We start from the raw sequence: 19,214 nt of genomic DNA, 5'->3' as shown, positions 1-19,214 counted from the left end.
ACACAACTGAGCAACCGACAAAAGGGGCACGGCTTGGCGCAGCAGTACGAAAACATCCTGGTGGAACTCCGTGGACGGGTGGGCTTGGTGACCCTGAACCGGCCGAAGGCGCTCAACGCGTTGAACCAGGCCACAATGAATGAGATCGTGGCCGCCTTGTCGGACATGGATGCGGATCCCGGGGTGGGCGCCGTGGTGATCACCGGCTCGGAGAAGGCCTTCGCGGCCGGCGCCGACATCAAGGAGATGGCCTCCAAGGGGTACATGGAAATGTACGCCGCCGACTGGTTCCGCGCCTGGGAAAACCTCACGCGCCTGCGCATTCCCGTGATTGCCGCGGTGTCCGGTTTCGCCCTCGGCGGGGGCTGCGAACTTGCCATGATGTGCGATTTCATCATTGCCGGGGACAACGCCAAGTTCGGCCAGCCGGAAATCAACCTCGGCGTCATTCCGGGCATGGGCGGCTCGCAACGGTTGACCCATGCCGTGGGCAAGGCCAAAGCGATGGACATGATCCTCACAGGGCGGTTCATGGACGCCAATGAAGCCGAGCGGGCGGGACTCGTTTCCCGCGTCGTGCCCGCCGCATCCGTGGTGGAGGAGGCCCTGGAGGCCGCCAAAGTGATCGCGTCCAAGTCCAAACCGGTTGCCATGGTGGCCAAGGAAGCCGTCAACGCAGCCTTCGAAACCGGCCTCTCCCAGGGTGTCCTGTTCGAGCGCAGGATCTTCCACTCATTGTTTGCCACCGAGGACCAAAAAGAAGGCATGGCGGCGTTCACCGAGAAGCGCCAGCCGGAGTTCAAGCACCGCTAGTCCCGAGCTCGACCGGGAGTTCTAGCGCGTGGCCGTATTGGGACCACCCGCCCGTGAAGAGCCGCCCGTGTCCGAGGCCGGCGTGCTCCAGGGCTAAAAGATTGTGGCAGGCCGTCACCCCGGACCCGCAATAGCTGATCACGTTCTCGGCCGATGTGATGCCCGCCGTGGCGAATATGCGCAGCAACTCGGCCTTGCTGCGCAGTTTCCCGGCGGGGTCCAGGTTCTCCCTGCACGGGACGTTCCGCGCGCCGGGCACATGCCCGGGCCTTGGATCAATGGGGTCCTGCCTGCCCTCGAATCGGTCGCGGTTGCGTGCGTCCACCGCGAGGTTCCCCTTGATTGAGAGTTCATGGATCTCCGCGAGCCGGTTCCTGGGCCACGGTTGTGCGGTGAAATCACCTGCGCGCCTCGAAGGATGTTCGGTTTCCAAGGGCCCTTCGTAGCTCGCCAACCCGCCATCCAGAATGGCGGAGCTGTGGCCTGTGGCGCGCAGCATCCAAACCAAGCGTGCGGCGATGACTCCGCCGGCGTCGTCGTATGCCACCACGATGTCGTCGTCGCTGATTCCCACTTCCCGCATCCCAAGGGCAAAATCTTCCGGCGGGGGGAGCGGGTTTCTTCCCTTGAGAGGCGATCCCTCAGCCGAGAGCCATCGATCCAGGTCGACAAAAACGGCACCGGGGATGTGCCCGCCGTCGTACGCCGCCCGGCCCGAGCGCCCGTCGAGGTACCAGCGCACATCGGCCAGTACCACGCGGCGACCGTTTTGAGATAACCATTCGACGTCGACAAAGGGTTCCACGGCTGAGCTCATGGCCACAATGCTACGTGTGAGTCTCACTATTTGATATATGAATCTCGCAATGTGGTCAGGGGGTCAGTCCGTGAAGTCGCCCGCGGCCTTGCGGAAGTCTCCGAGCACGCGGATCAGGTGCTCGACGTCTTCGTCCCCGAAACCGGACTGGCCGAACACCTCGTTGTTGAGCGCCGTCGTCGCGCGCTTCGCGAGGGTGCGGCCCTCCGCGGTGAGTTCGATCAGCGTGGTGCGCCCGTCAGTGGGGTGCGGGGAGCGGACCACGAGGGCTGCCTTTTCCAGACGGTCGACGGCGTTGGTCACCGACGTCGGATGCACCTGGAGCAGCGCGCTGGCCTTGTTCATGGGCAGCGCGCCGCTGCGGGCGAAACTCAGTAGCGCCAGGAGCTCGTAGCGCGCGAAGGTCAGGCCGAATGGTTTCAAGACCCCCTCGATCCGCGCCAACAGGATCTGCTGCGTGCGCATGATCGCGGTGATGGCCGCCATGGGCGCGGCGACGTCGCCCCAGCCGTGGCGTTCCCAGTTTCGCTGGGCGTCGGCGATGGGGTCGCGGGGGAGTGGGCTGCCCACGGTACCTCCTGACATTGCTTGGCTGCCTATTCTTTCAGACTCGGGAACTCGTCCTCGGTGTACTCCACACCCAGGCCGGCCGGCAGCGGACCATCGCCATGGCGGGCCACCTCCGTGCCCCGAAGTTCGACGCGCCTGATCTTGCCGGAAATCGTCTTGGGCAGTTCGCCGAATTCGAGCCGCCGGATGCGCTTGAATGGCGCCAAATGCTGCCGGCAGTATCTGAGGATGTCCTCCGCCACAGCCGGGCCGGGCTCGTAGCCGGCGGCGAGCACCACGAACGCTTTGGGCACCGAAAGCTTCACCGGATCCGGAGAGGGCACGACGGCGGCCTCCGCCACCGCGGGGTGTTCGATCAGGACGCTTTCGAGTTCGAAAGGGGACAAGCGGTAGTCCGATGACTTGAAGACATCGTCCCCGCGGCCCACGTAGGTAATGACGCCGTTCCCGTCCCGGCTGGCCATGTCGCCCGTGTGGTAATAACCGTCGCGGAAAGCCTCGGCCGTCTTTTCCGGGTCGCCGAAGTAGGACTTCATGAGCCCCACGGGGCGGGGGTCCAGGCGCAAGCACAGCTCGCCGTCGTCGGCCTCTTCGCCAGTGGCAGGGTCAACGAGCACGACGTCGTAGCCCGGCAGCGGCCGTCCCATGGAGCCTGTCTTGACCGGCTGCCCCGGAGTGTTCGCGACCTGGACTGTTGACTCTGTCTGGCCGAAGCCGTCGCGGATGGTTTGGCCCCAGGCCCTCTCCACCTGCCCGATCACCTCGGCGTTGAGCGGTTCGCCCGCTGAAACCACCTTGGTGGGCGGGGTTTTGAGCAGGGTCAGGTCGGCCTGGATGAGCATGCGCCATACTGTGGGCGGGGCGCAGAAACTCGTGACTCCTTCGCGGCCCATCTGTTCCATGAGGGCCTTGGCATCGAAGCGGTCGTAGTTGTAGACGAAGACGCAGGCCTCGGCGATCCAGGGCGTGAAAACGTTGGACCACGCGTGCTTGGCCCAACCGGGGGACGCCACGTTGAGGTGGACGTCTCCAGGCTCCAGGCCGATCCAATACATTGTGGAGAGGTGCCCGACCGGATACGAGGTGTGGGTGTGCTCCACCAGCTTCGCCCGCGACGTAGTGCCCGAGGTGAAGTAGAGGAGCATGGTTTCGTCGGCGACGGTGGGGGCGTCCGGGACGAACGTCGTCTCTGCGGAACCCGATTCGACATACTGAAGGGCACCGGGGGTCTGGCCGTCGCCCACTTCAATGAGCGTGTAATCGCCCGGGACCTCGGCGAACTTGGCGATATTGGCGCTTCCGACGGCGGCCCAGCGGGCGCCGCCGCGTTCCACGCGATCCGCGATGTCGCGTGGGCCCATGAGCGTGGTGGTGGGGATCAGGACCACACCGAGTTTGATCCCGGCGAGCATGAGTTCCCACAGTTCCACCTGGTTGCCGAGCATGATGATCATGCGGTCTCCCCGACGGACGCCCTTGGTTCGGAGCCAGTTGGCGAGTTGCGAGGACCGTGCGGAGAGCTCGGCGAAGCTGCGGCGGGTGGAGCTACCGTCCTGCTCGACGATGACGAGCGCAGGGTTGTTGGCCGTGGCGAGATTGGCTGCGATCTGGTCGAACCAGTCGAGCGCGAAGTTGAACTCGCTGAAGCGGGGCCACTGAAATTCGCTGTGTGCGCGGGAGTAGTCGGTGCGCAGCTCAAGGAGCCGGTCGCGGGCTGCACGGAAGTCGTCGGTGACTGTCATTGTCTGCCTTTCGCCCTGCGTGGAATGGGTAAACGCGGACCGGGAAGGGACTGCCCGTGTGATCCGCCTCACCTGCAATATACTAGGACATCCAAGGGTTTGGAAGAGGCAGCCGAGCGGTGCTGCGTCCAGTCACGCTGGGCAGGCTTTTGTGGAATGACGACGGTGGCGCCCCCCGCTACGGCGCGGCAGACCGCCGTCGTGCGCTGCAAAAAGTCGCTCGGCGTGACGGCGGCGCGCCGGTTCAGGCGATTGCTATTTCCACCACGTGTCGAAAATCGTGACCGGAACGGTGCGCTTGTGCCGCGTGCGCAGGTACTTCTGTTCGATGGTCTCCGCGACCTCGTCGGAGACGTCCCGGCCTTCGAGGTAGTCGTCGATCTGGTCGTACTTGATGCCGAGCTCGTCCTCGTCGGTGCGGCCGGGCGTGCCGTCCAGGAGGTCGGCCGTGGGGACCTTGTCCCAAATGCGCGACGGGGCGCCCAGCTCGGCGAGGAGTGCACGGTTCTGCCGTTTGTTGAGGCCGAAGAGCGGCAGGATGTCCGCGCCGCCGTCGCCGAACTTGGTGAAGAACCCGGTGACGGATTCGGCTCCATGGTCCGTGCCGATCACCAGGTAGTTGTGCTCGCCGGCGAGGGCGTACTGGGCGGTCATGCGGGCCCGGGCCTTCGTGTTTCCCTTGTGGAAATCCGAGATGCGCGCGCCCGTGGTCTTTTCGAACTCATCCTCGAAACCGTCCACTGCGCGCGAGATGTTGAATGTCCATTCGGTCTTGGCCTGGATGAAGTCGAGCGCGGCCTGGGCGTCGTCCTCATCGTGCTGGGTGCCGTAAGGGAGTCGGACGGCCACGAAGTTCGCCTCGACGCCCTCAGCCTCAAGCTCTTGGACGGCCAGCTGGGCAAGCCGGCCGGCAAGGGAGGAGTCGAGTCCGCCGGAAATGCCCAGGACAAAGCCCTTGGTGTGTGTGGCCTTGAGGTATTCCTTCAGGAACGTGACGCGTTTGCGGACCTCCTCGGCAGGGTCGATCCGGGGCTGGACGCCCATTTCCGCAATGATCGTGGCCTGGAGTGTGCGCATGTCCCCAACACTAGTAACCAGTACTTGAAACACTCAACTGTGTCACCTCAAGTGTCACGCCAATCGAGGAACGCTCGCTCAGATATGGGCGCCAATCGAGGAACGCTCGCTCATGATGTGAGCGAGGGTCGCGCCAAAACGCACTATAAGTGAGCGAGCGTCGGTGGGGATTACGACGGCGCGGTGCCCGTCGATGCCCGGACCGTGAGGTGCGTGGGCATGACCGCCAGGCGCCGGCTGGTGCCGCCATATTGGGGATTGAGCCTGGACAACAGCATGGAGACGGCCACTCGCCCGGCCTGTTCAATGGGCGACGCCATGGTGGTCAGGGGAGGGTTGCAGAAATCGGCTCCGAAGATGTCGTCGCAGCCCACAATGCTCATGTCATCGGGCACCCGAATACCGCGTTCGCGCAGGCGCTGCAGCATTCCGATGGCCAGCAGGTCGTTGAAGACGATGCACGCAGTGGCCCCAGTGTGCACTGCGGCGTCCGCTGCGGCCGCTCCGGAGGTGGTCTTGGGCGCGAACGGCCCCACGCTGAACGTGGTCAGCTTCCGCTCGGTGGTTTCGTCCTGGAATGCCTGCCACCGCTTGGCATTGGACCAGGACGTGGCCGGGCCTCCAACGAAGCAAATACGTGTGTGCCCCAGCGAGACCAGATGTTCCAGCGCCTGGATGATGGCTGACGGCGTATCGATCACCACGGTGGGTGCGATAGCCGGAGCCCGGTTGATGGTGACCAAAGGCTGCTGTGCCGCCGCCTCGGCCAGCTGCGCATCCGTCAGGCGGGACGCGGCAAGGATGAATCCGTCTGCCGAGCGGCGCATTTTCTGCAGGGCATCTGCTTCCATCTCCGCTGATTCCTCGGTGTCTACGAGCAATTGCGTGTAGCCGGCGGCCTTCAACTGGTGCTGCGTCCCACGGATGATGTCGAAGTAGAACGGATTGGTGATGTCCGGAACCAGGACGGCAACTGTCTGGGTGCGTCCGGAGCTGAGCCCGCGGGCCTGGGAGCTTGGAATGTAATTCAGTTGCGCGGCCGCTTCTTCGATCCGCTCGCGCGTTACCCGGTTCACTCGGCCGGGATTGCTCAGGGCCCTCGAGACTGTTGATGTTGCCACTCCCGCAAGCTCCGCCACATCGCGGATAGTGGGCTGCCTGCCTGGTGACTGGAGCTGGAGTTCTGCCATCGCCTAGGTGTTCCTCATCTGCCGCAGCCGCTCTTCAACGAGTGACTTGTCCCACAATTGCAGCACCGATGACAATTTTTGGCAATCGCTTGTCATCGCTGTTGCGCTTCCCTAGACTCGGAGAAATCACCCGATGTGACGCGCACCACGCCAATGAGGCCATCGGGTCTCCAGGGAGGAAAACAATGAAGTTTGCATCGTCCGCCAAATTTGCCGCTGTTGTCGTAACAGCCGCCCTAGCTCTGACCGCCTGTGGAGGCGGAAGCACCAGCTCCGGGGGGAGCGTCGGGCCCGTCGACGGGAAGGGCAAGAAGCTGAGCGTCCTGGTCAACTCCAACGCAAACTATCCGGCACAGCAGAAGCAGTGGTTCACGGATATTGCCGCCAAGTTCAAGGCACAGACCGGTGCCGACGTCGAATTCGAAACGTTCGCGTCGGGAAATGACGAACTCACACGGATCCAGACCTCCGTGGTGTCGGGTCAAGGCCCGGACGTCTATAGCCTCGGTACCACCTTCACCCCCACGGCCTATGCAACCAAGGCCTTTGTGACCTTGTCCGATGACGACTGGAAGAAGGTGGGCGGTAAGGACCGGTTCAACCAGGCAGCCCTGGGCATCTCTGGCCCGGACGCCCAGCACCAAGCGGGGATTCCGTTCGTCAGCCGGCCGTTCGTGATGGCCTACAACAAGGACATCCTGAAGGCGGCGGGGATCGATAAGCCCGCCACCAGCTGGGACGAGCTCGCAGCCCAGGCCAAGAAGATGACCAACCCGGCCACCGGAACTTTTGGGCTCGCTACCGGGTACAAGGACAACTTTGATCCGTGGAAATTCATCTGGGCCATGTCCGTCCAGGCAGGCAACCCGCTCGTGGACGGCAAGACTCTCAAGCTCGACGACCCGACGGTCAAGAAGGCTTACGAAACGTACTTCGGATGGCTCACCAAAGACAAAGTTGTCGATCCGGCGTCTGTTGGCTGGAGTAACAGCAACGCCCTGGCGGCATTTGCGAGTGGCAAGGCCGGTTATCTGATGATGACGACCTCGAGTTCCGTCCCGACGCTTGAGAAGTCCGCTGTCGCCGGTAAGTACGCTTACACGGCCATGCCGACGACGGCCCCGGGCCAGACGTCTCCGCAGGGCGACGCCGCGAATGCGGCGAGCATCCTCTCCGGTGACAACGTGGTTGTCGCCGATTACTCGAAGCAAAAGGACCTGGCCTTCGCTTACATCAACCTCATCACGTCCAAGGACGAGCAGCTGAACTACCAGAAGATCTTCGGAGATCTGCCCGCCAATGCCGAGGCGCTGAAGTCTCTGAATAACCCGATACTCCAACCGGTTGCCGATACCGCCGCCAAGTCCAAGGCAACGCCCTTCACCGGCGCTTGGGGCGACATTCAGTTGGCCCTCGTCAACGTAGTGGTCCAGTCGATCCCTGATCTCTCCAAGGGTTCCGTGGACGACTCGAGCCTCCAGACGCGCCTCAAGGACGCACAAACCAAGGGCCAGGCCTCACTCGACCGGGCATCGAAGTAAGTAGGAACTGACATGTCCACCGATTCACTGACTGCGGGCAAGTCCACGCGCCGCAAGTCGTCCCGCGCTGCCAAGCCGGACCCGCAGTCACCGAATGACACTTCCCGGCGCCGCAAGGGGCTGAGCGAACGCAACCGCCCCTTGTGGATGCTGATTCCAGGCGGCCTGCTGATGACAATCATCATCGTAGTGCCGCTCCTGCTCGGAATCTTCATGTCGGGGCTGGACCTGGACCAGTATTCGCTGCGCAAGTGGGTCAGCGCTCCGTTCATCGGAGTCCAGAACTTCGTCGAAGCGCTGACCGCATCGCCTTTGCTGCACGCCATCTGGCTCAGCGTCAGCTACTCCTTGCTCGCCATGGTGGTCACTATCCCGCTCGGCATCGCCGGGGCAGTCGCCACCCAGAACGCGTTCAAGGGCCGGGCAGTGATCCGTTCCATCTTCCTGATCCCCTACGTCCTCCCTTCTTTCGTGGTGGCGACGGTGTGGCGGACCATGTTCCAGCCGGGCAGCGTCATCGACTCCATGCTGCATTCGGTGGGCATCGACCCCGGACTGTGGCTCAACGGTCCCCAGTCGTATTGGACGCTCATCCTTGTCCAGATCTGGGCGTCGTGGCCGTTTGTCTACCTGCTGGCTTTGTCCGGGCTCCAGTCCGTGGACCATGAGGTCCACGAGGCCTCGGCCCTTGACGGCGCCCTGTGGTGGAACAAGCTCCGCTACGTGGTGTTCCCTTACCTGAAGGGTCCGCTCTCCTTGGCATTCCTGATCGGCATGCTGCACCACATCAACAACTTCACCTTGCCGTTCGTCCTGTTCGGGGTACCTGCTCCGTCCGATGTGGAACTGCTCCCGATCCTCACCTACGTCACCAGCTTCCAGAGCTTCCGGTTCGGGCTCAGCGCGGCCATGGCGTTCATCTCGCTGATCCTGATCGCGATTCCCTTGTTCGTCTATCTGCGTGCCGTCAAACTCGACGACGCCGAAACTCCCGGAGGCAAAAAGTGAGCACCGCAACTACCGCCGTCGGACGCAAATCGAAGGAGGACTTCCGTCCGGGCTCCAAGCGCCAGCATGAAGTCACCCGGCTCATGCCAGGGCCGATGCTCGCCATCATCCTGACTCTGTTGTGTGCCCTGGTGCTGATTCCGGTGGCGTACATCTTCCTCGCGTCCGTGAACTCGGACATCGGCGTGGCCAGGGGCGAGTTCTTCCCGTCCAGTTTCTCCTTTGAGAACTACTCGACCATCTGGACGAGCGTTGGACTGGCCACCGGCTTGGCCAACAGCGTGCTTGTGGCCGGTTCCACCGCCGTGGTCTCCGCGCTCATGTCGATCGCCACCGCCTACGTCCTGGTCCGCTACCAGTTCCGCGGCCGCTTGACGATCCTTCGCGGGCTGCTGGGACTCCAGTCGGTTCCCGGCACCCTCATGGTCCTTCCGGTCTTCGTCCTGTTCTCTTCGTCCGCCACCTATCTGGGCATCCAGGTCATCGGCACGCAGTGGGGCTTGTTCATCACCTATCTGACGTTCGCGATGCCGTTCTCCACCTGGGTGATGGTCACCTATCTGCGCGGCCTGCCGCGCGAACTCGAAGAAGCGGCAAGGATCGACGGTGCCAGCAACCTGGGCGTGCTGGTGCGGATCATCCTCCCGCTGAGCTGGCCCGGCGTCGTCGTTTCCGGCATTTTCGCCTTCCTGCTCGGCTGGAACGACGTCCTGTTCGCCTCAGTCATGACGCGGCCGGAAAGCCAGACCGCCGCCGTCGCGCTCCAGGTCTTCGGCGCCTCGCAGGAAGGCGGCGCGATTCCCTTCTACGGCCAGATGATGGCAGCTTCCCTTGTGTGTGCTGCCCCGGTGGTCATCCTGTACCTGATTTTCCAGCGTTACCTAGTGGGCGGCCTGACCGCCGGAGGAGTCAAGTAACTATGAGCACGCCAGCTGTTGAATGGGAGCTCTCGGGCTTCGGCGACGAGATCGACGACGACCCCAAGATCCAGATTGCCGTGATGCAGGCATTGGGAGCCAAGCACATTGAGGTCCGCAGCGCCTGGGGCACCAACATCGTGGACCTGGATGACGCACAGCTTCGTGAATTGAAGTCCTTGCTGGATGCCGCGGACATGAAGGTTTCCGCGATCGCCTCGCCGATCGGGAAAGTGGACGTTTCCCTCCCCGTCGAGCACGAGGTGGAAAGGCTCCGCCGGGCAGTCAACGCCGCACAGGTCCTGGAATCCCGCTACATCCGGATCTTCTCCTTCTACTACGGCGAGGACGTGGCGGTGGAGAGCATCCGGGAGGCGGTCATCGAACGCATGCGTGCCCTCGCGGACGTGGCGGAAGAGTCCGGCGTCGTTCTTCTGCACGAGAACGAGAAGGACATCTACGGAGACATCCCCGAACGGGTCCTGGACATCATCGAAACCGTGGCCTCTCCCGCGCTGAAAGTGGCCTGGGATGCCGCGAATTTCGTCCAGGTGGGCGTCAAGCCTTTCGAGGACGCCTATGCCAAGCTCCGCCCGCACCTTGAGTACCTCCAGGTGAAGGATGCCTTGTTCTCGAACGCCCACGTGGTCCCGGCGGGCGAGGGCGACGGCGATGTGCTCCGCACTGTCGAGGCCTTGAAGGCCGACGGCTACACGGGTTTCGCGAGCCTTGAGCCGCACTTGGCCGGCGCCCACGGACTGGGCGGTTTCTCCGGCCCGACGGCGTTCGGGATCGCAGCGAGGGCGTTCGCGAAAGTCCTCAATGAAGCAGGAGTGGAGACGAAGTGAGCGAGGCCTCAAACGCTTCCGGCGCTTCCGGCGCGGAGATCCGGGCCGCAATCGTAGGGTGCGGCGTGATCGGCCGCACCCACTCGGCCGCGGTCCGCGAATTCCCGGAGATCGTCATCACGGCGCTGGTGGATGTGGTTTCCGAGGCTTCCGAGGCGCTCGCCACCAAGATCGAAGCCCAGGGCGACCCGAGGCCGGCAGTCTTCCCGACGCTCGCCGAGGCGCTCGCCGCTGTACCCGTGGACCTGGTCATCGTCTCGACGCCCAGCGGGCTGCATATCCAGCAAGCGCTGGAAGCGCTCGACGCCGGCAAGCACGTGGTGATCGAAAAGCCCCTTGATGTTGACTTGGGCAAGGCGGACGAGATCCTGGCTGCGGCCAAGGCCGCCGAGGCCAAGGGCTTGGTGGCCACGGTGATCAGCCAGCACCGCTTCGATCCGGCCAGCCGGGTGGTGGACGAGGCCCGCCGAGCCGGACGCTTCGGTACACTGACCTCGGCCGTCGCCTCGGTCAGCTGGTGGCGGAGCCAGGGCTACTACGATTCGGGCGCATGGCGCGGAACCTGGGCCATGGACGGCGGAGGCGCCATCATGAACCAGGGCGTGCACACCGTGGACCTGCTCTTGTGGTTCCTCGGCCGGCCCCTTGAGATCAGCGCCAAGACCGCCCTTCTCGCCCACGAAGGTGTTGAAGTGGAGGACACCGCCGTAGCTACCGTCACCTTCGAGTCCGGGGCCCTTGCCGTGCTGCACGCGACGACGGCGGCGTACCCTGGCTTGACGGTCCGCCTCCAGGTGATGGGCAGCAAGGGTTCCGCAGTGATCGACAACGACGACCTCGCGTACTTCCACGCATCAGACGCCGCCGATCCTTCGGAGAGCAGTGCGATGGGCATCCTCGGCGGCGGGAACCAGGCCGCCGTCGAGCTCGCCAAATACCCTGACGACACCGTCGAAGCACTGGATCCCACGGTGTACCCGGCCGGACATGTCCGGCAGTACCGCGACATCGTCGCGGCGATCCGGGAAGGACGCCCCGCGGGCGTTACCGTCCGGGACGCCGTGACCGCCTTGGCCACGGTGCGCGCCCTGTATGTCTCGGCAACCCTGGGCCAGCCGGTGCTGATCGACGATGTCATAGCGGGCAAGTACAACAACGTGGAGGTCCGTACCGGCGCGGCCGCTTCCCACCCGGACGCCCGCGAGGAGGTATCGGCATGAAGTTCTCCGTCTTCACCGCATCCACGCCCGAATGGTCGCCGCAGGAAGCCGCCACCAAGCTCGCCGCCCAAGGGTGGGACGGCATCGAATGGCGGGTCACGGACCAGGCAGAGGCAGCAGAACCGGGCTTCTGGGCAGGGAACCGTGCCACCTGGCCCATGACGGGCCTGGAAGATTCGATCCCGGAGATTGCCCGGCTCACCGCCGATTCAGGGTTGGAATTCTCCGGCCTCGGCGGCTACGCCCGCTGCGACAACCACGACGACGTCGATCGGGTCCTCGCAGCGACAGCGGCCTTGGGTGCCGGGCAGGTCCGGGTGAACGTGCTGCCGCTGGGCAACTCGAATATGGGCGGCCCGGAACCCACAGGCCTGCCCTACCCGGAACTCTTTGCAGCCACGCGGGAACACTACGAGTGGGTTGCTTCCCGTGCAGCACACCACGGCGTCAAAGCCCTCGTGGAACTGCACCATGGAACCGTGACGGCGTCGGCTTCCTCGGCCCGTCGATTGTTGGAAGGCCTGGATCCGCGGCATGTCGGCGTTATCCACGACCTCGGCAATCTGCTGATCGAGGGCTGGGAATCACCTTTGCCTGCCCTCCAGCTCCTCGGCCCCTATTTGGCACATGTCCATGTGAAGAACGCCCGCTGGGTCCGCACCGACTCGAAAGACGAATCGGGTGCGGCCGTGTGGGTCAACGAATGGGCCCCTCTTGCCGAGGGCCAGGCGAGTGTCCTCGCCTACTTCCGGGCGCTCGCTGACGTCGGCTACGACTCCTGGGTAACACTGGAGGACTTTTCCACCGAGCTTCCGTTGGAGGAACGGACGGCGTCCAACTTGGCTTATGTCCGGAAGGCAGCCGCCTTGGCGGGGTTCGCCGTCGTCGATCCCGCTTCTGCATCCTGACCGGTCCGGGCGTCCACGATTAAAGCACAGCAGCCGCTTGCCTTTCGGAGGCAAGCGGCTGCTGTGTTGTTTGGAGGTTGCTCAGATGGTGCGCGGTGCCTTCGCCAGGTTGTCCTTGAGTTCGGCAGCGTTCTGCCGCACCACGTAGGCCGGGCGGTCACGCTCCACGCGCCAGCTCTCATCGAGCGGGCCGATGTTGACGGTGTCGAAACCGAACTCGTCGTAGAGCTTCGCCACGAGTTCCGCCGCCTCGGGGTAGTCGCTGGCGGTGGCCAATGCGCGGCGGTTCTCGGCGCCTGACGGGGAGCCGTCAGTGCCGATCTCCTTCGCCATGATGTGGTTGAAGCCCTTGGCCACCTTGGACGTGGGCAGGTGCTTCTGCAGCAGGCCCGACGTGGTGGCCTCGCCCTTGTCGAGCTCCGGGATGCGCCCGTCCCGCTCCCAGTAGTAGTTGTTCGTGTCGATCACAATCTTGCCCGCGAGCGGTTCCACGGGAATGTCCTGGTAGCTCCTGAGGGGAACGGTCACGACGGCGAAATCGCCCGCCGCTGCTGCCTCGGCCGGTGTTGCGGCCCGGGCATGTTCGCCAAGCTCCGCCACCAGTTCCGCCAGGGTTTCCGGTCCCCGCGAGTTGCTGATCACTACGTCATAGCCAAGCTCGACTGCTTTGCGGGCGACTTGGCTGCCAATGTGTCCTGCACCGATGATTCCGATTGTTGTCATATGTGCGGGAACACCGCCTCCCGCGCAGATATTTCACAGGTTACGGCGGGTGACGTGCCGGCGCCGTGGACAGTGCATGACGCTCGCCATTCCCTTGCGTCGAACGGCTTTACGTAGAATGGGCACCATGACTCCCGCTGTTGACACTGCCGCTGCCCGTGCCCGCCTCCTCGAATTGATCAAAGAACTGGCGGTTGTCCGCGGCAAGGTGATCCTTTCCAGTGGTGCCGAGGCGGACTACTACATCGACTTGCGGCGCATCACCCTCCACCACGAGGCTTCGAAGCTTGTTGGCCAGGTGATGCTCTCCATGATCGACGACGCCGGAATCGCCGTTGAGTGCGCCGGTGGCCTGACGATGGGTGCGGACCCGGTCGGGACCGCCGTGATGCACGCCGCGGCCGACGCCGGCCGCGCGGTTGACGCCTTCGTGGTGCGCAAGGCCCAGAAGTCCTACGGCATGGGCCGCCAGGTTGAGGGTCCCTCAGTGGAAGGCCGGAACGTCGTGGTTCTCGAGGACACCTCCACCACCGGCGGCTCGGCACTGACCGCCGTCGAGGGCGTCCGCAAGGCCGGTGGCAACGTGGTGGCCGTGGCCGTCATCGTGGACCGCAACACTGGCGCCAAGGAAAAGATCGAGGCCGAAACCGGCGTGCCGTACCTCTTCGCCTTCGGCAAGGACGAGCTGGGACTCGACTAACTCTGCCAAGGCCGGGCGGGTTTGGGGGGACCGTGTGCCCGTCCGCCGAAGCGCCTAAGCTGGCTGCGTGAACTATCGGGCGGGGAAATTCCCTCGGAGGCAGCAGCGCTGGCAGGACCCGGGCTCCCTTGCCCGGGTGCTCCGCCAAGCCGCCGAGCTGAAGAGCTTTTCCCGCCGTTCCTTCCTGATTGGAGCCGGTGCTTCCACGGCCCTCGCAGCGGACATGCTGTTCACCCGCCAGGTCCAGGCGGAACGCCGCACCACCAAGATCCTCCCGGTCGGGGACGATTTCGCGGAGTCGTACTACCCCAACTCGAGTTGGATCCTCTTTCCCGGCTATAAGACGAGCTGGGAAGAGGCCCAATGGATCCTCAACTCGATCCGCGGTTCGCTCCGGCAGCGCGGCCAGATGGCCGCCGTCGGATACTCCAACCTGGGGATGGAAGTCACTGAGGTGGTGGACGCTGTGCTCGCCTATATCAATGAGCGCAAGCTGAACACCCTGTATTTCTACGGCCACAGTTTCGGCGGGATGTTGGCCACTGAGGTGGCCGCACGCCTGCGTGAACGCAACGTCAGCGTCAAGCTGATCCTGTTGGATTCCTCGCCGTTCAGTAAGTACGACATCCTCGACCAAAGCTGGTTCGACGGCGTCGTGTTCTTGTACGAGAGCGGCTTCCAGGTTCCGTCAGTCCTCCGCGGCGGCTATGAGCTGGGCGAGCGCGTGGTGAACAAGCACGAACGCACATGGGGGCAGATCTGGGACCAGACCTTGGAGCAGCTCTCGCCGATCGCGCCGTCGAGCGTGCTGATCCAGAGCGAATCGGACTACATCTACCACTTTGACGGCACACGGTTTGTCGACGGGCTGGGAGACACCCGCATGGCCTTCATCGGAAACCCGAACGATGACACCGTGAACTACGAAACCGCCCGGGCCGCGTGGGCCAAGGTATTCCCCCTCAACATCGCGTCCACGGGCCGCAGGACCGACGGCGCCCGCCCCGCCCATGCGAGCCCGCAGTGGAATCCCTTTATCTACAATCCGATCATTGAGGACCTGGAGAACGAGCTGTTTCCGCTGCCCCGGGCCGGCTCGCGGGTGGTGTTCTACTGACGGTGCCTCCCTACCTGCGCCGCAGTCCGTCCAGCTCGGAACCGCTGAGGCCGGCGACGCGCAAGTAATCCGCCGCGTCGCCGAACTCGTGCCCGAAACGGTCCAGGAAGTATTCCATCGCGGCTTCGGGGGATTGCAGCAGCATGAGCGAGGGACTGAATGCCTCCTCCGGAACCTCGGGGACAGCCAGCCGCCAAGCTGCTGACATGGTTTCCAGCATTGTGGGGAGGGCCGCGGTGCTTGCGGCGTAGTCCGCCACGACGGCCGCGCGGTCAGCGCCCGTCGCGAGGAGCGCCAGAGCGGATACGACGCCGGTGCGATCCTTGCCGAGCGAGCAGTGGATGAGCGTCCGCTTGCCCTGGGTCGCGGGACGCAGCGATTCGGCCACCCAATCCGGGCGGGCGCGAACCCACCCAAGGTACAGCTCGCCAAGGTCTTCGGCCGTGTGGATCGATTGGAGCCCAGCAGAAGCGGTACGCGGATCGAGGGGGTTCTCCACGAGCTCCACCGCGCCGTTGGCAAGTTGCCAGGGCACGATGGCGCGCTCGTACGCGCTCCGGAGATCCACGACGGCCTGGATGCCATGACGTTCCAGGAACGCGGCCGTCGCCGCGGTGTCCATGCCAAATGGCTGGCTGCCCCTCAGGATACGGCCACCGGCCAGGGACCGGAGGTTCAGCACAGCCATGGCACCGGCCCTTCTTCTTAGATCTGGTTTTTGAGGTCCGCTACCGAGTTCAGGACCTGGTTCGGCCGGAACGGGAAGGCCGCGATGTCCTCCCGCTGGGTGATGCCGCTGAGCACCAGGACCGTGTGCAGCCCGGCTTCCATGCCCGCGATGATGTCGGTGTCCATGCGGTCACCGATCATTGCCGTGGTCTCGGAGTGCGCGTCGATCTGGTTCATCGCGGAACGGAACATCATGGGGTTTGGCTTGCCCACAATGTAGGGCTCGCGGCCGGTCGCCTTGGAGATGAGCGCGGCGATGGCGCCGGTGGCGGGCATCGGCCCGTCCTTCGAGGGACCGGTGGCATCCGGGTTGGTGGCGATGAAACGCGCCCCCGCGAGGATCAGCCGGATGGCCATGGTGATCGCTTCGAAGGAGTAGGTGCGGGTTTCGCCGAGCACCACGAAGTCCGGGTTCTGGTCGGTGAGGATGAAGCCGGCCTCGTGCAGCGCCGTCGTGAGCCCTGCCTCACCGATGGTGTAGGCGCGGTTCCCGGACTCGGAGCCCTGCACCTGGTCCTTGAGGAACTGGGCCGTGGCCAGGGCCGATGTCCAGATGTTCTCTTCCGGGATTTCCAGGCCTGAGGAGCTCAACCGGGCTGCCAAGTCCCGCGGCGTGAAGATGGAGTTGTTCGTGAGGACGAGGAATCGCTTCGAGGTGTCCACCCAGCGCTGGATCAGTTCAGCCGCTCCGGGAACCGCTTGGTTTTCGTGGACAAGGACACCGTCCATGTCCGTGAGCCAGCATTCGATTTCGTGTCCGTTGCGGTAAAGGGCTGAGCTCTTGGGGGCCTCGGTTGCGTTCTCCATGCTTTTCCTCCGCGTAGTGGCTGCTTCTCGTCCCAAGTCTTTCATCTTTCGGTCTCCGAGACACCCGGGTGTCCTGCGTTACGGGGCCGGGTATCGGCGCCGCATGCGGCACTGGCCGGGCTAGGGTTGAGGAGTGACTGACCGGCCCCAGAACCCTGCCCCCACCGACTCCGCTGCTGTCCCGCCCATCCTCTCCTCTACCGAAGGGGAGTCCGAAGCGAAACCGGAGGTCGGCGTCGGGCCCTGGGAAGGCGACTGGCCGGAAGGCGAGCAGTGGGACCCGGACCTCCTGGCGGACGGCGACCGCCGCAATGTCGTGGACAAGTACCGGTACTGGAAGCACGAGGCGATCGTCGCGGACCTGGACGCCCACCGGCACGATTTCCACATTGCCATTGAGAACTGGCAGCACGACCTGAACATCGGCACCGTAGTGCGTACCGCCAACGCGTTCCTCGCCAAGGAGGTCCACATCATCGGACGACGCCGGTGGAACCGTCGCGGCGCCATGGTCACCGACCGCTACCAGCACGTCCGCCACCACCCCACCGTGGAGGATTTCGTGGAGTGGGCGCAGGGGGAGGGGCTGGCCATCATCGGCATCGACATCTTCCCCGATTCCGTGCCGCTGGAAACCTACGAACTTCCGCGCAACTGCGTCCTTGTGTTCGGGCAGGAGGGCCCCGGCCTGACTCCCGAGGTGCACGACGCCGCCGTCGCCACTTTGTCGATTGAGCAGTATGGTTCCACGCGGTCCATGAACGCGGCGTCGGCCGCGGCCATCGCGATGCACGCGTGGATCCGCCGGCACAACTTCGGCCAGCGCGTGTCTTGAGTCAGCCTGTCCTGAGAGGACCCGGCGGCAAAAGGTCCGCAAGTGTTACCCGTCTCCGTGACCGGAAACACGGTGTCGGATTCTTCAGTCGCTAGGATGGTGCCTAGCCGTATAGGTCTACTCCAGGGTCAACAAAACCCACAGACGAAAATCAGCATAGGAGTCAGCATGCCCATCGCAACCCCAGAGATTTACTCCGAGATGATCGACCGCGCGAAGGCCGGTGGATACGCGTTCCCGGCAGTGAACGTGACCTCGTCGCAGACCCTGAACGCCGCCATCCGCGGATTTGCCGAGGCCGAATCGGACGGCATCATCCAGGTCTCCACCGGTGGTGCTGCCTACTGGTCCGGCGCCTCCGTCAAGGACATGGTTGCCGGCTCCTTGGGTTTCGCGGCTTTCGCCCGCGAAGTCGCCAAGAACTACAACGTGAACATCGCCCTCCACACGGACCACTGCCCGCAGGACAAGCTGGCTGATTTCGTCCTGCCGCTGCTGGCCGCTTCCGAGGAAGCCGTCAAGGCCGGCAAGGACCCGATCTTCAACTCGCACATGTGGGACGGTTCGCACGAGACCCTGTCCGAGAACCTGCGGATCGGCCGCGAACTCCTGGAACGCGCAGCTGCGGCCAAGATCATCCTAGAGGTTGAAATCGGCACGGTCGGCGGCGAGGAAGACGGCGTCGAGAACGAGATCAACGAGAAGCTCTACACCACCACCGAAGACGCCCTCGCCACCATCGAGGCACTCGGCGCCGGCGAGAACGGCCGCTACCTGACCGCCCTGACCTTCGGCAACGTGCACGGCGTGTACAAGCCGGGCAACGTCAAGCTCCGCCCCGAACTGCTCAAGCAGATCCAGGCCGAGGTCGGTGCCAAGATCGGCAAGACCAACCCGTTCGACCTTGTCTTCCACGGCGGCTCCGGCTCCACCGAGCAGGAAATCGCTGACGCTGTTTCCTACGGCGTCATCAAGATGAACATCGACACCGACACCCAGTACGCGTTCACCCGCCCGGTTGCCGGACACATGTTCTCGAACTACGACGGCGTCCTGAAGGTCGACGGCGAAATGGGCAACAAGAAGACCTATGACCCCCGCGTCTGGGGAGCCTCCGCCGAAGCCGGCATGGCTGCCCGCATCGTGGAAGCCGCAAAGCAGCTCGGTTCGGTAGGCAAGACCTTCTAATGTCCGACGAATTCCGCAAGAACCTGATGGGCCCGGAGCCGACGCTTCTCCCTGCCGAGACCGAGGTGTACCAGCACCTTGCCTTGGGGCAGGAGGCCCTGGACCTCGTGGCCAAGTACCCCACGTCTTCGTTGCTGTGGGCGATCCTGGCCGAAGAAGCCTGGGCTGACGGCCGGACCATCGATTCCTATGCGTATTCCCGCGTGGGTTACCACCGCGGACTGGATTCGCTGCGGCGCAACGGTTGGCGCGGCGTCGGGCCCATCCCGTGGGAGCACGAGCCCAACAGGGGATTCCTGCGCGCCCTGTACTCCCTCGGCCGGGCGTCGGCTGCCATCGGCGAGGCTGAGGAACCGGAGCGGATCGAGAAATTCCTGAACGACTCCGATCCCGCCGCGAAGGCAGCGATCGAAGGCTAGGACAAGTGAATTAAACGCCGACGGCGGCCTCCCACTCAGGTGGGC

Annotated in this window: 20 protein-coding genes; 12 read left to right on the top strand and 8 right to left on the bottom strand. The window is 64.2% G+C overall.

Annotation, left to right across the window (positions count from 1 at the left end):
• Positions 1-33 precede the first annotated feature (33 nt).
• The gene (locus VLA65_RS10770) at positions 34-813 is read left to right on the top strand and encodes an enoyl-CoA hydratase (RefSeq protein ID WP_332602490.1); all 780 of its coding nucleotides are present in this window, start codon (positions 34-36) and stop codon (positions 811-813) included.
• Here the strand turns inward: VLA65_RS10770 and VLA65_RS10765 are convergent.
• From VLA65_RS10765 to VLA65_RS10745, 5 genes are all read right to left on the bottom strand, one after another.
• Positions 800-1,630 carry a sulfurtransferase gene (locus tag VLA65_RS10765; protein ID WP_332602489.1) on the bottom strand — a complete coding sequence of 277 codons (831 nt, stop codon included), beginning with the start codon at positions 1,628-1,630 and terminating at the stop codon, positions 800-802. The genes VLA65_RS10770 and VLA65_RS10765 overlap by 14 nt on opposite strands.
• Positions 1,631-1,693: 63 nt before the next feature.
• Positions 1,694-2,200: a MarR family winged helix-turn-helix transcriptional regulator gene (locus VLA65_RS10760; RefSeq protein ID WP_306964104.1), complete on the bottom strand. Its 507-nt coding sequence runs from the start codon at positions 2,198-2,200 to the stop codon at positions 1,694-1,696.
• Between the two features lie 26 nt (positions 2,201-2,226).
• Entirely contained in the window at positions 2,227-3,942 is a 1,716-nt protein-coding gene (locus VLA65_RS10755) for an AMP-binding protein (protein WP_332602488.1), read from the bottom strand.
• A 255-nt stretch (positions 3,943-4,197) separates the two neighbouring features.
• Positions 4,198-5,019, bottom strand: coding sequence for an ammonia-dependent NAD(+) synthetase (gene nadE / locus VLA65_RS10750; protein ID WP_059388495.1), 822 nt, complete (start codon positions 5,017-5,019; stop codon positions 4,198-4,200).
• 170 nt (positions 5,020-5,189) lie between these two features.
• Positions 5,190-6,209, bottom strand: coding sequence for a LacI family DNA-binding transcriptional regulator (locus tag VLA65_RS10745; RefSeq protein WP_284988616.1), 1,020 nt, complete (start codon positions 6,207-6,209; stop codon positions 5,190-5,192).
• Positions 6,210-6,394: 185 nt separating this feature from the next.
• Here VLA65_RS10745 and VLA65_RS10740 point away from each other — a divergent pair, with 185 nt between their 5' ends.
• The 6 genes from VLA65_RS10740 (at position 6,395) to VLA65_RS10715 (ending at position 12,651) form a co-directional block, all read left to right on the top strand.
• The gene (locus VLA65_RS10740; RefSeq protein WP_332602487.1) at positions 6,395-7,750 is read left to right on the top strand and encodes an ABC transporter substrate-binding protein; all 1,356 of its coding nucleotides are present in this window, start codon (positions 6,395-6,397) and stop codon (positions 7,748-7,750) included.
• Between the two features lie 12 nt (positions 7,751-7,762).
• Entirely contained in the window at positions 7,763-8,758 is a 996-nt protein-coding gene (locus VLA65_RS10735) for a carbohydrate ABC transporter permease (RefSeq protein ID WP_332602486.1), read from the top strand.
• A gap of 83 nt (positions 8,759-8,841) precedes the next feature.
• Entirely contained in the window at positions 8,842-9,675 is an 834-nt protein-coding gene (locus tag VLA65_RS10730) for a carbohydrate ABC transporter permease (protein WP_307052942.1), read from the top strand.
• A gap of 2 nt (positions 9,676-9,677) precedes the next feature.
• On the top strand, positions 9,678-10,523 hold the full coding sequence (locus tag VLA65_RS10725; RefSeq protein WP_059388498.1) for a sugar phosphate isomerase/epimerase family protein: 846 nt from the start codon (positions 9,678-9,680) through the stop codon (positions 10,521-10,523).
• On the top strand, positions 10,520-11,743 hold the full coding sequence (locus VLA65_RS10720) for a Gfo/Idh/MocA family protein (protein ID WP_332602485.1): 1,224 nt from the start codon (positions 10,520-10,522) through the stop codon (positions 11,741-11,743). The genes VLA65_RS10725 and VLA65_RS10720 overlap by 4 nt, the downstream gene beginning before the upstream one ends.
• Positions 11,740-12,651 carry a sugar phosphate isomerase/epimerase family protein gene (locus tag VLA65_RS10715; protein ID WP_332602484.1) on the top strand — a complete coding sequence of 304 codons (912 nt, stop codon included), beginning with the start codon at positions 11,740-11,742 and terminating at the stop codon, positions 12,649-12,651. The genes VLA65_RS10720 and VLA65_RS10715 overlap by 4 nt, the downstream gene beginning before the upstream one ends.
• Positions 12,652-12,732: 81 nt before the next feature.
• Here the strand turns inward: VLA65_RS10715 and VLA65_RS10710 are convergent, their stop codons facing one another.
• The gene (locus VLA65_RS10710; RefSeq protein WP_284988624.1) at positions 12,733-13,374 is read right to left on the bottom strand and encodes an NADPH-dependent F420 reductase; all 642 of its coding nucleotides are present in this window, start codon (positions 13,372-13,374) and stop codon (positions 12,733-12,735) included.
• 127 nt (positions 13,375-13,501) lie between these two features.
• Here VLA65_RS10710 and pyrE point away from each other — a divergent pair, with 127 nt between their 5' ends.
• Both pyrE and VLA65_RS10700 read left to right on the top strand, forming a co-directional pair.
• Positions 13,502-14,074, top strand: a complete 573-nt coding sequence (gene pyrE, locus VLA65_RS10705) for an orotate phosphoribosyltransferase (protein ID WP_268023778.1) — start codon at positions 13,502-13,504, stop codon at positions 14,072-14,074.
• A gap of 67 nt (positions 14,075-14,141) precedes the next feature.
• On the top strand, positions 14,142-15,191 hold the full coding sequence (locus tag VLA65_RS10700) for a thioesterase domain-containing protein (protein ID WP_284988625.1): 1,050 nt from the start codon (positions 14,142-14,144) through the stop codon (positions 15,189-15,191).
• A 10-nt stretch (positions 15,192-15,201) separates the two neighbouring features.
• Here the strand turns inward: VLA65_RS10700 and VLA65_RS10695 are convergent, their stop codons facing one another.
• Both VLA65_RS10695 and VLA65_RS10690 read right to left on the bottom strand, forming a co-directional pair.
• Entirely contained in the window at positions 15,202-15,879 is a 678-nt protein-coding gene (locus VLA65_RS10695; protein ID WP_332602483.1) for a tyrosine-protein phosphatase, read from the bottom strand.
• Positions 15,880-15,896: 17 nt separating this feature from the next.
• Entirely contained in the window at positions 15,897-16,727 is an 831-nt protein-coding gene (locus tag VLA65_RS10690; RefSeq protein ID WP_113990628.1) for an HAD-IIA family hydrolase, read from the bottom strand.
• A gap of 187 nt (positions 16,728-16,914) precedes the next feature.
• On the opposite strand from VLA65_RS10690, the gene VLA65_RS10685 reads away from it, so the two are divergent.
• The 3 genes from VLA65_RS10685 (at position 16,915) to VLA65_RS10675 (ending at position 19,169) form a co-directional block, all read left to right on the top strand.
• A complete protein-coding gene (locus VLA65_RS10685; RefSeq protein ID WP_332602644.1) occupies positions 16,915-17,562 on the top strand; it encodes a TrmH family RNA methyltransferase in 648 nt (215 codons plus the stop codon).
• A 96-nt stretch (positions 17,563-17,658) separates the two neighbouring features.
• A complete protein-coding gene (gene fbaA, locus VLA65_RS10680; RefSeq protein ID WP_268819367.1) occupies positions 17,659-18,750 on the top strand; it encodes a class II fructose-bisphosphate aldolase in 1,092 nt (363 codons plus the stop codon).
• Positions 18,750-19,169, top strand: coding sequence for a DUF3151 domain-containing protein (locus VLA65_RS10675; protein ID WP_059388503.1), 420 nt, complete (start codon positions 18,750-18,752; stop codon positions 19,167-19,169). The genes fbaA and VLA65_RS10675 overlap by 1 nt, the downstream gene beginning before the upstream one ends.
• The last annotated feature ends 45 nt before the right edge of the window (positions 19,170-19,214 follow it).

Source organism: Arthrobacter sp. S2(2024) (assembly GCF_036662515.1).
Classification (GTDB): domain Bacteria; phylum Actinomycetota; class Actinomycetes; order Actinomycetales; family Micrococcaceae; genus Arthrobacter.
The sequence above is the reverse complement of the archived record's forward strand: the minus strand, read 5'-3'. Positions and strand labels throughout refer to the sequence as shown.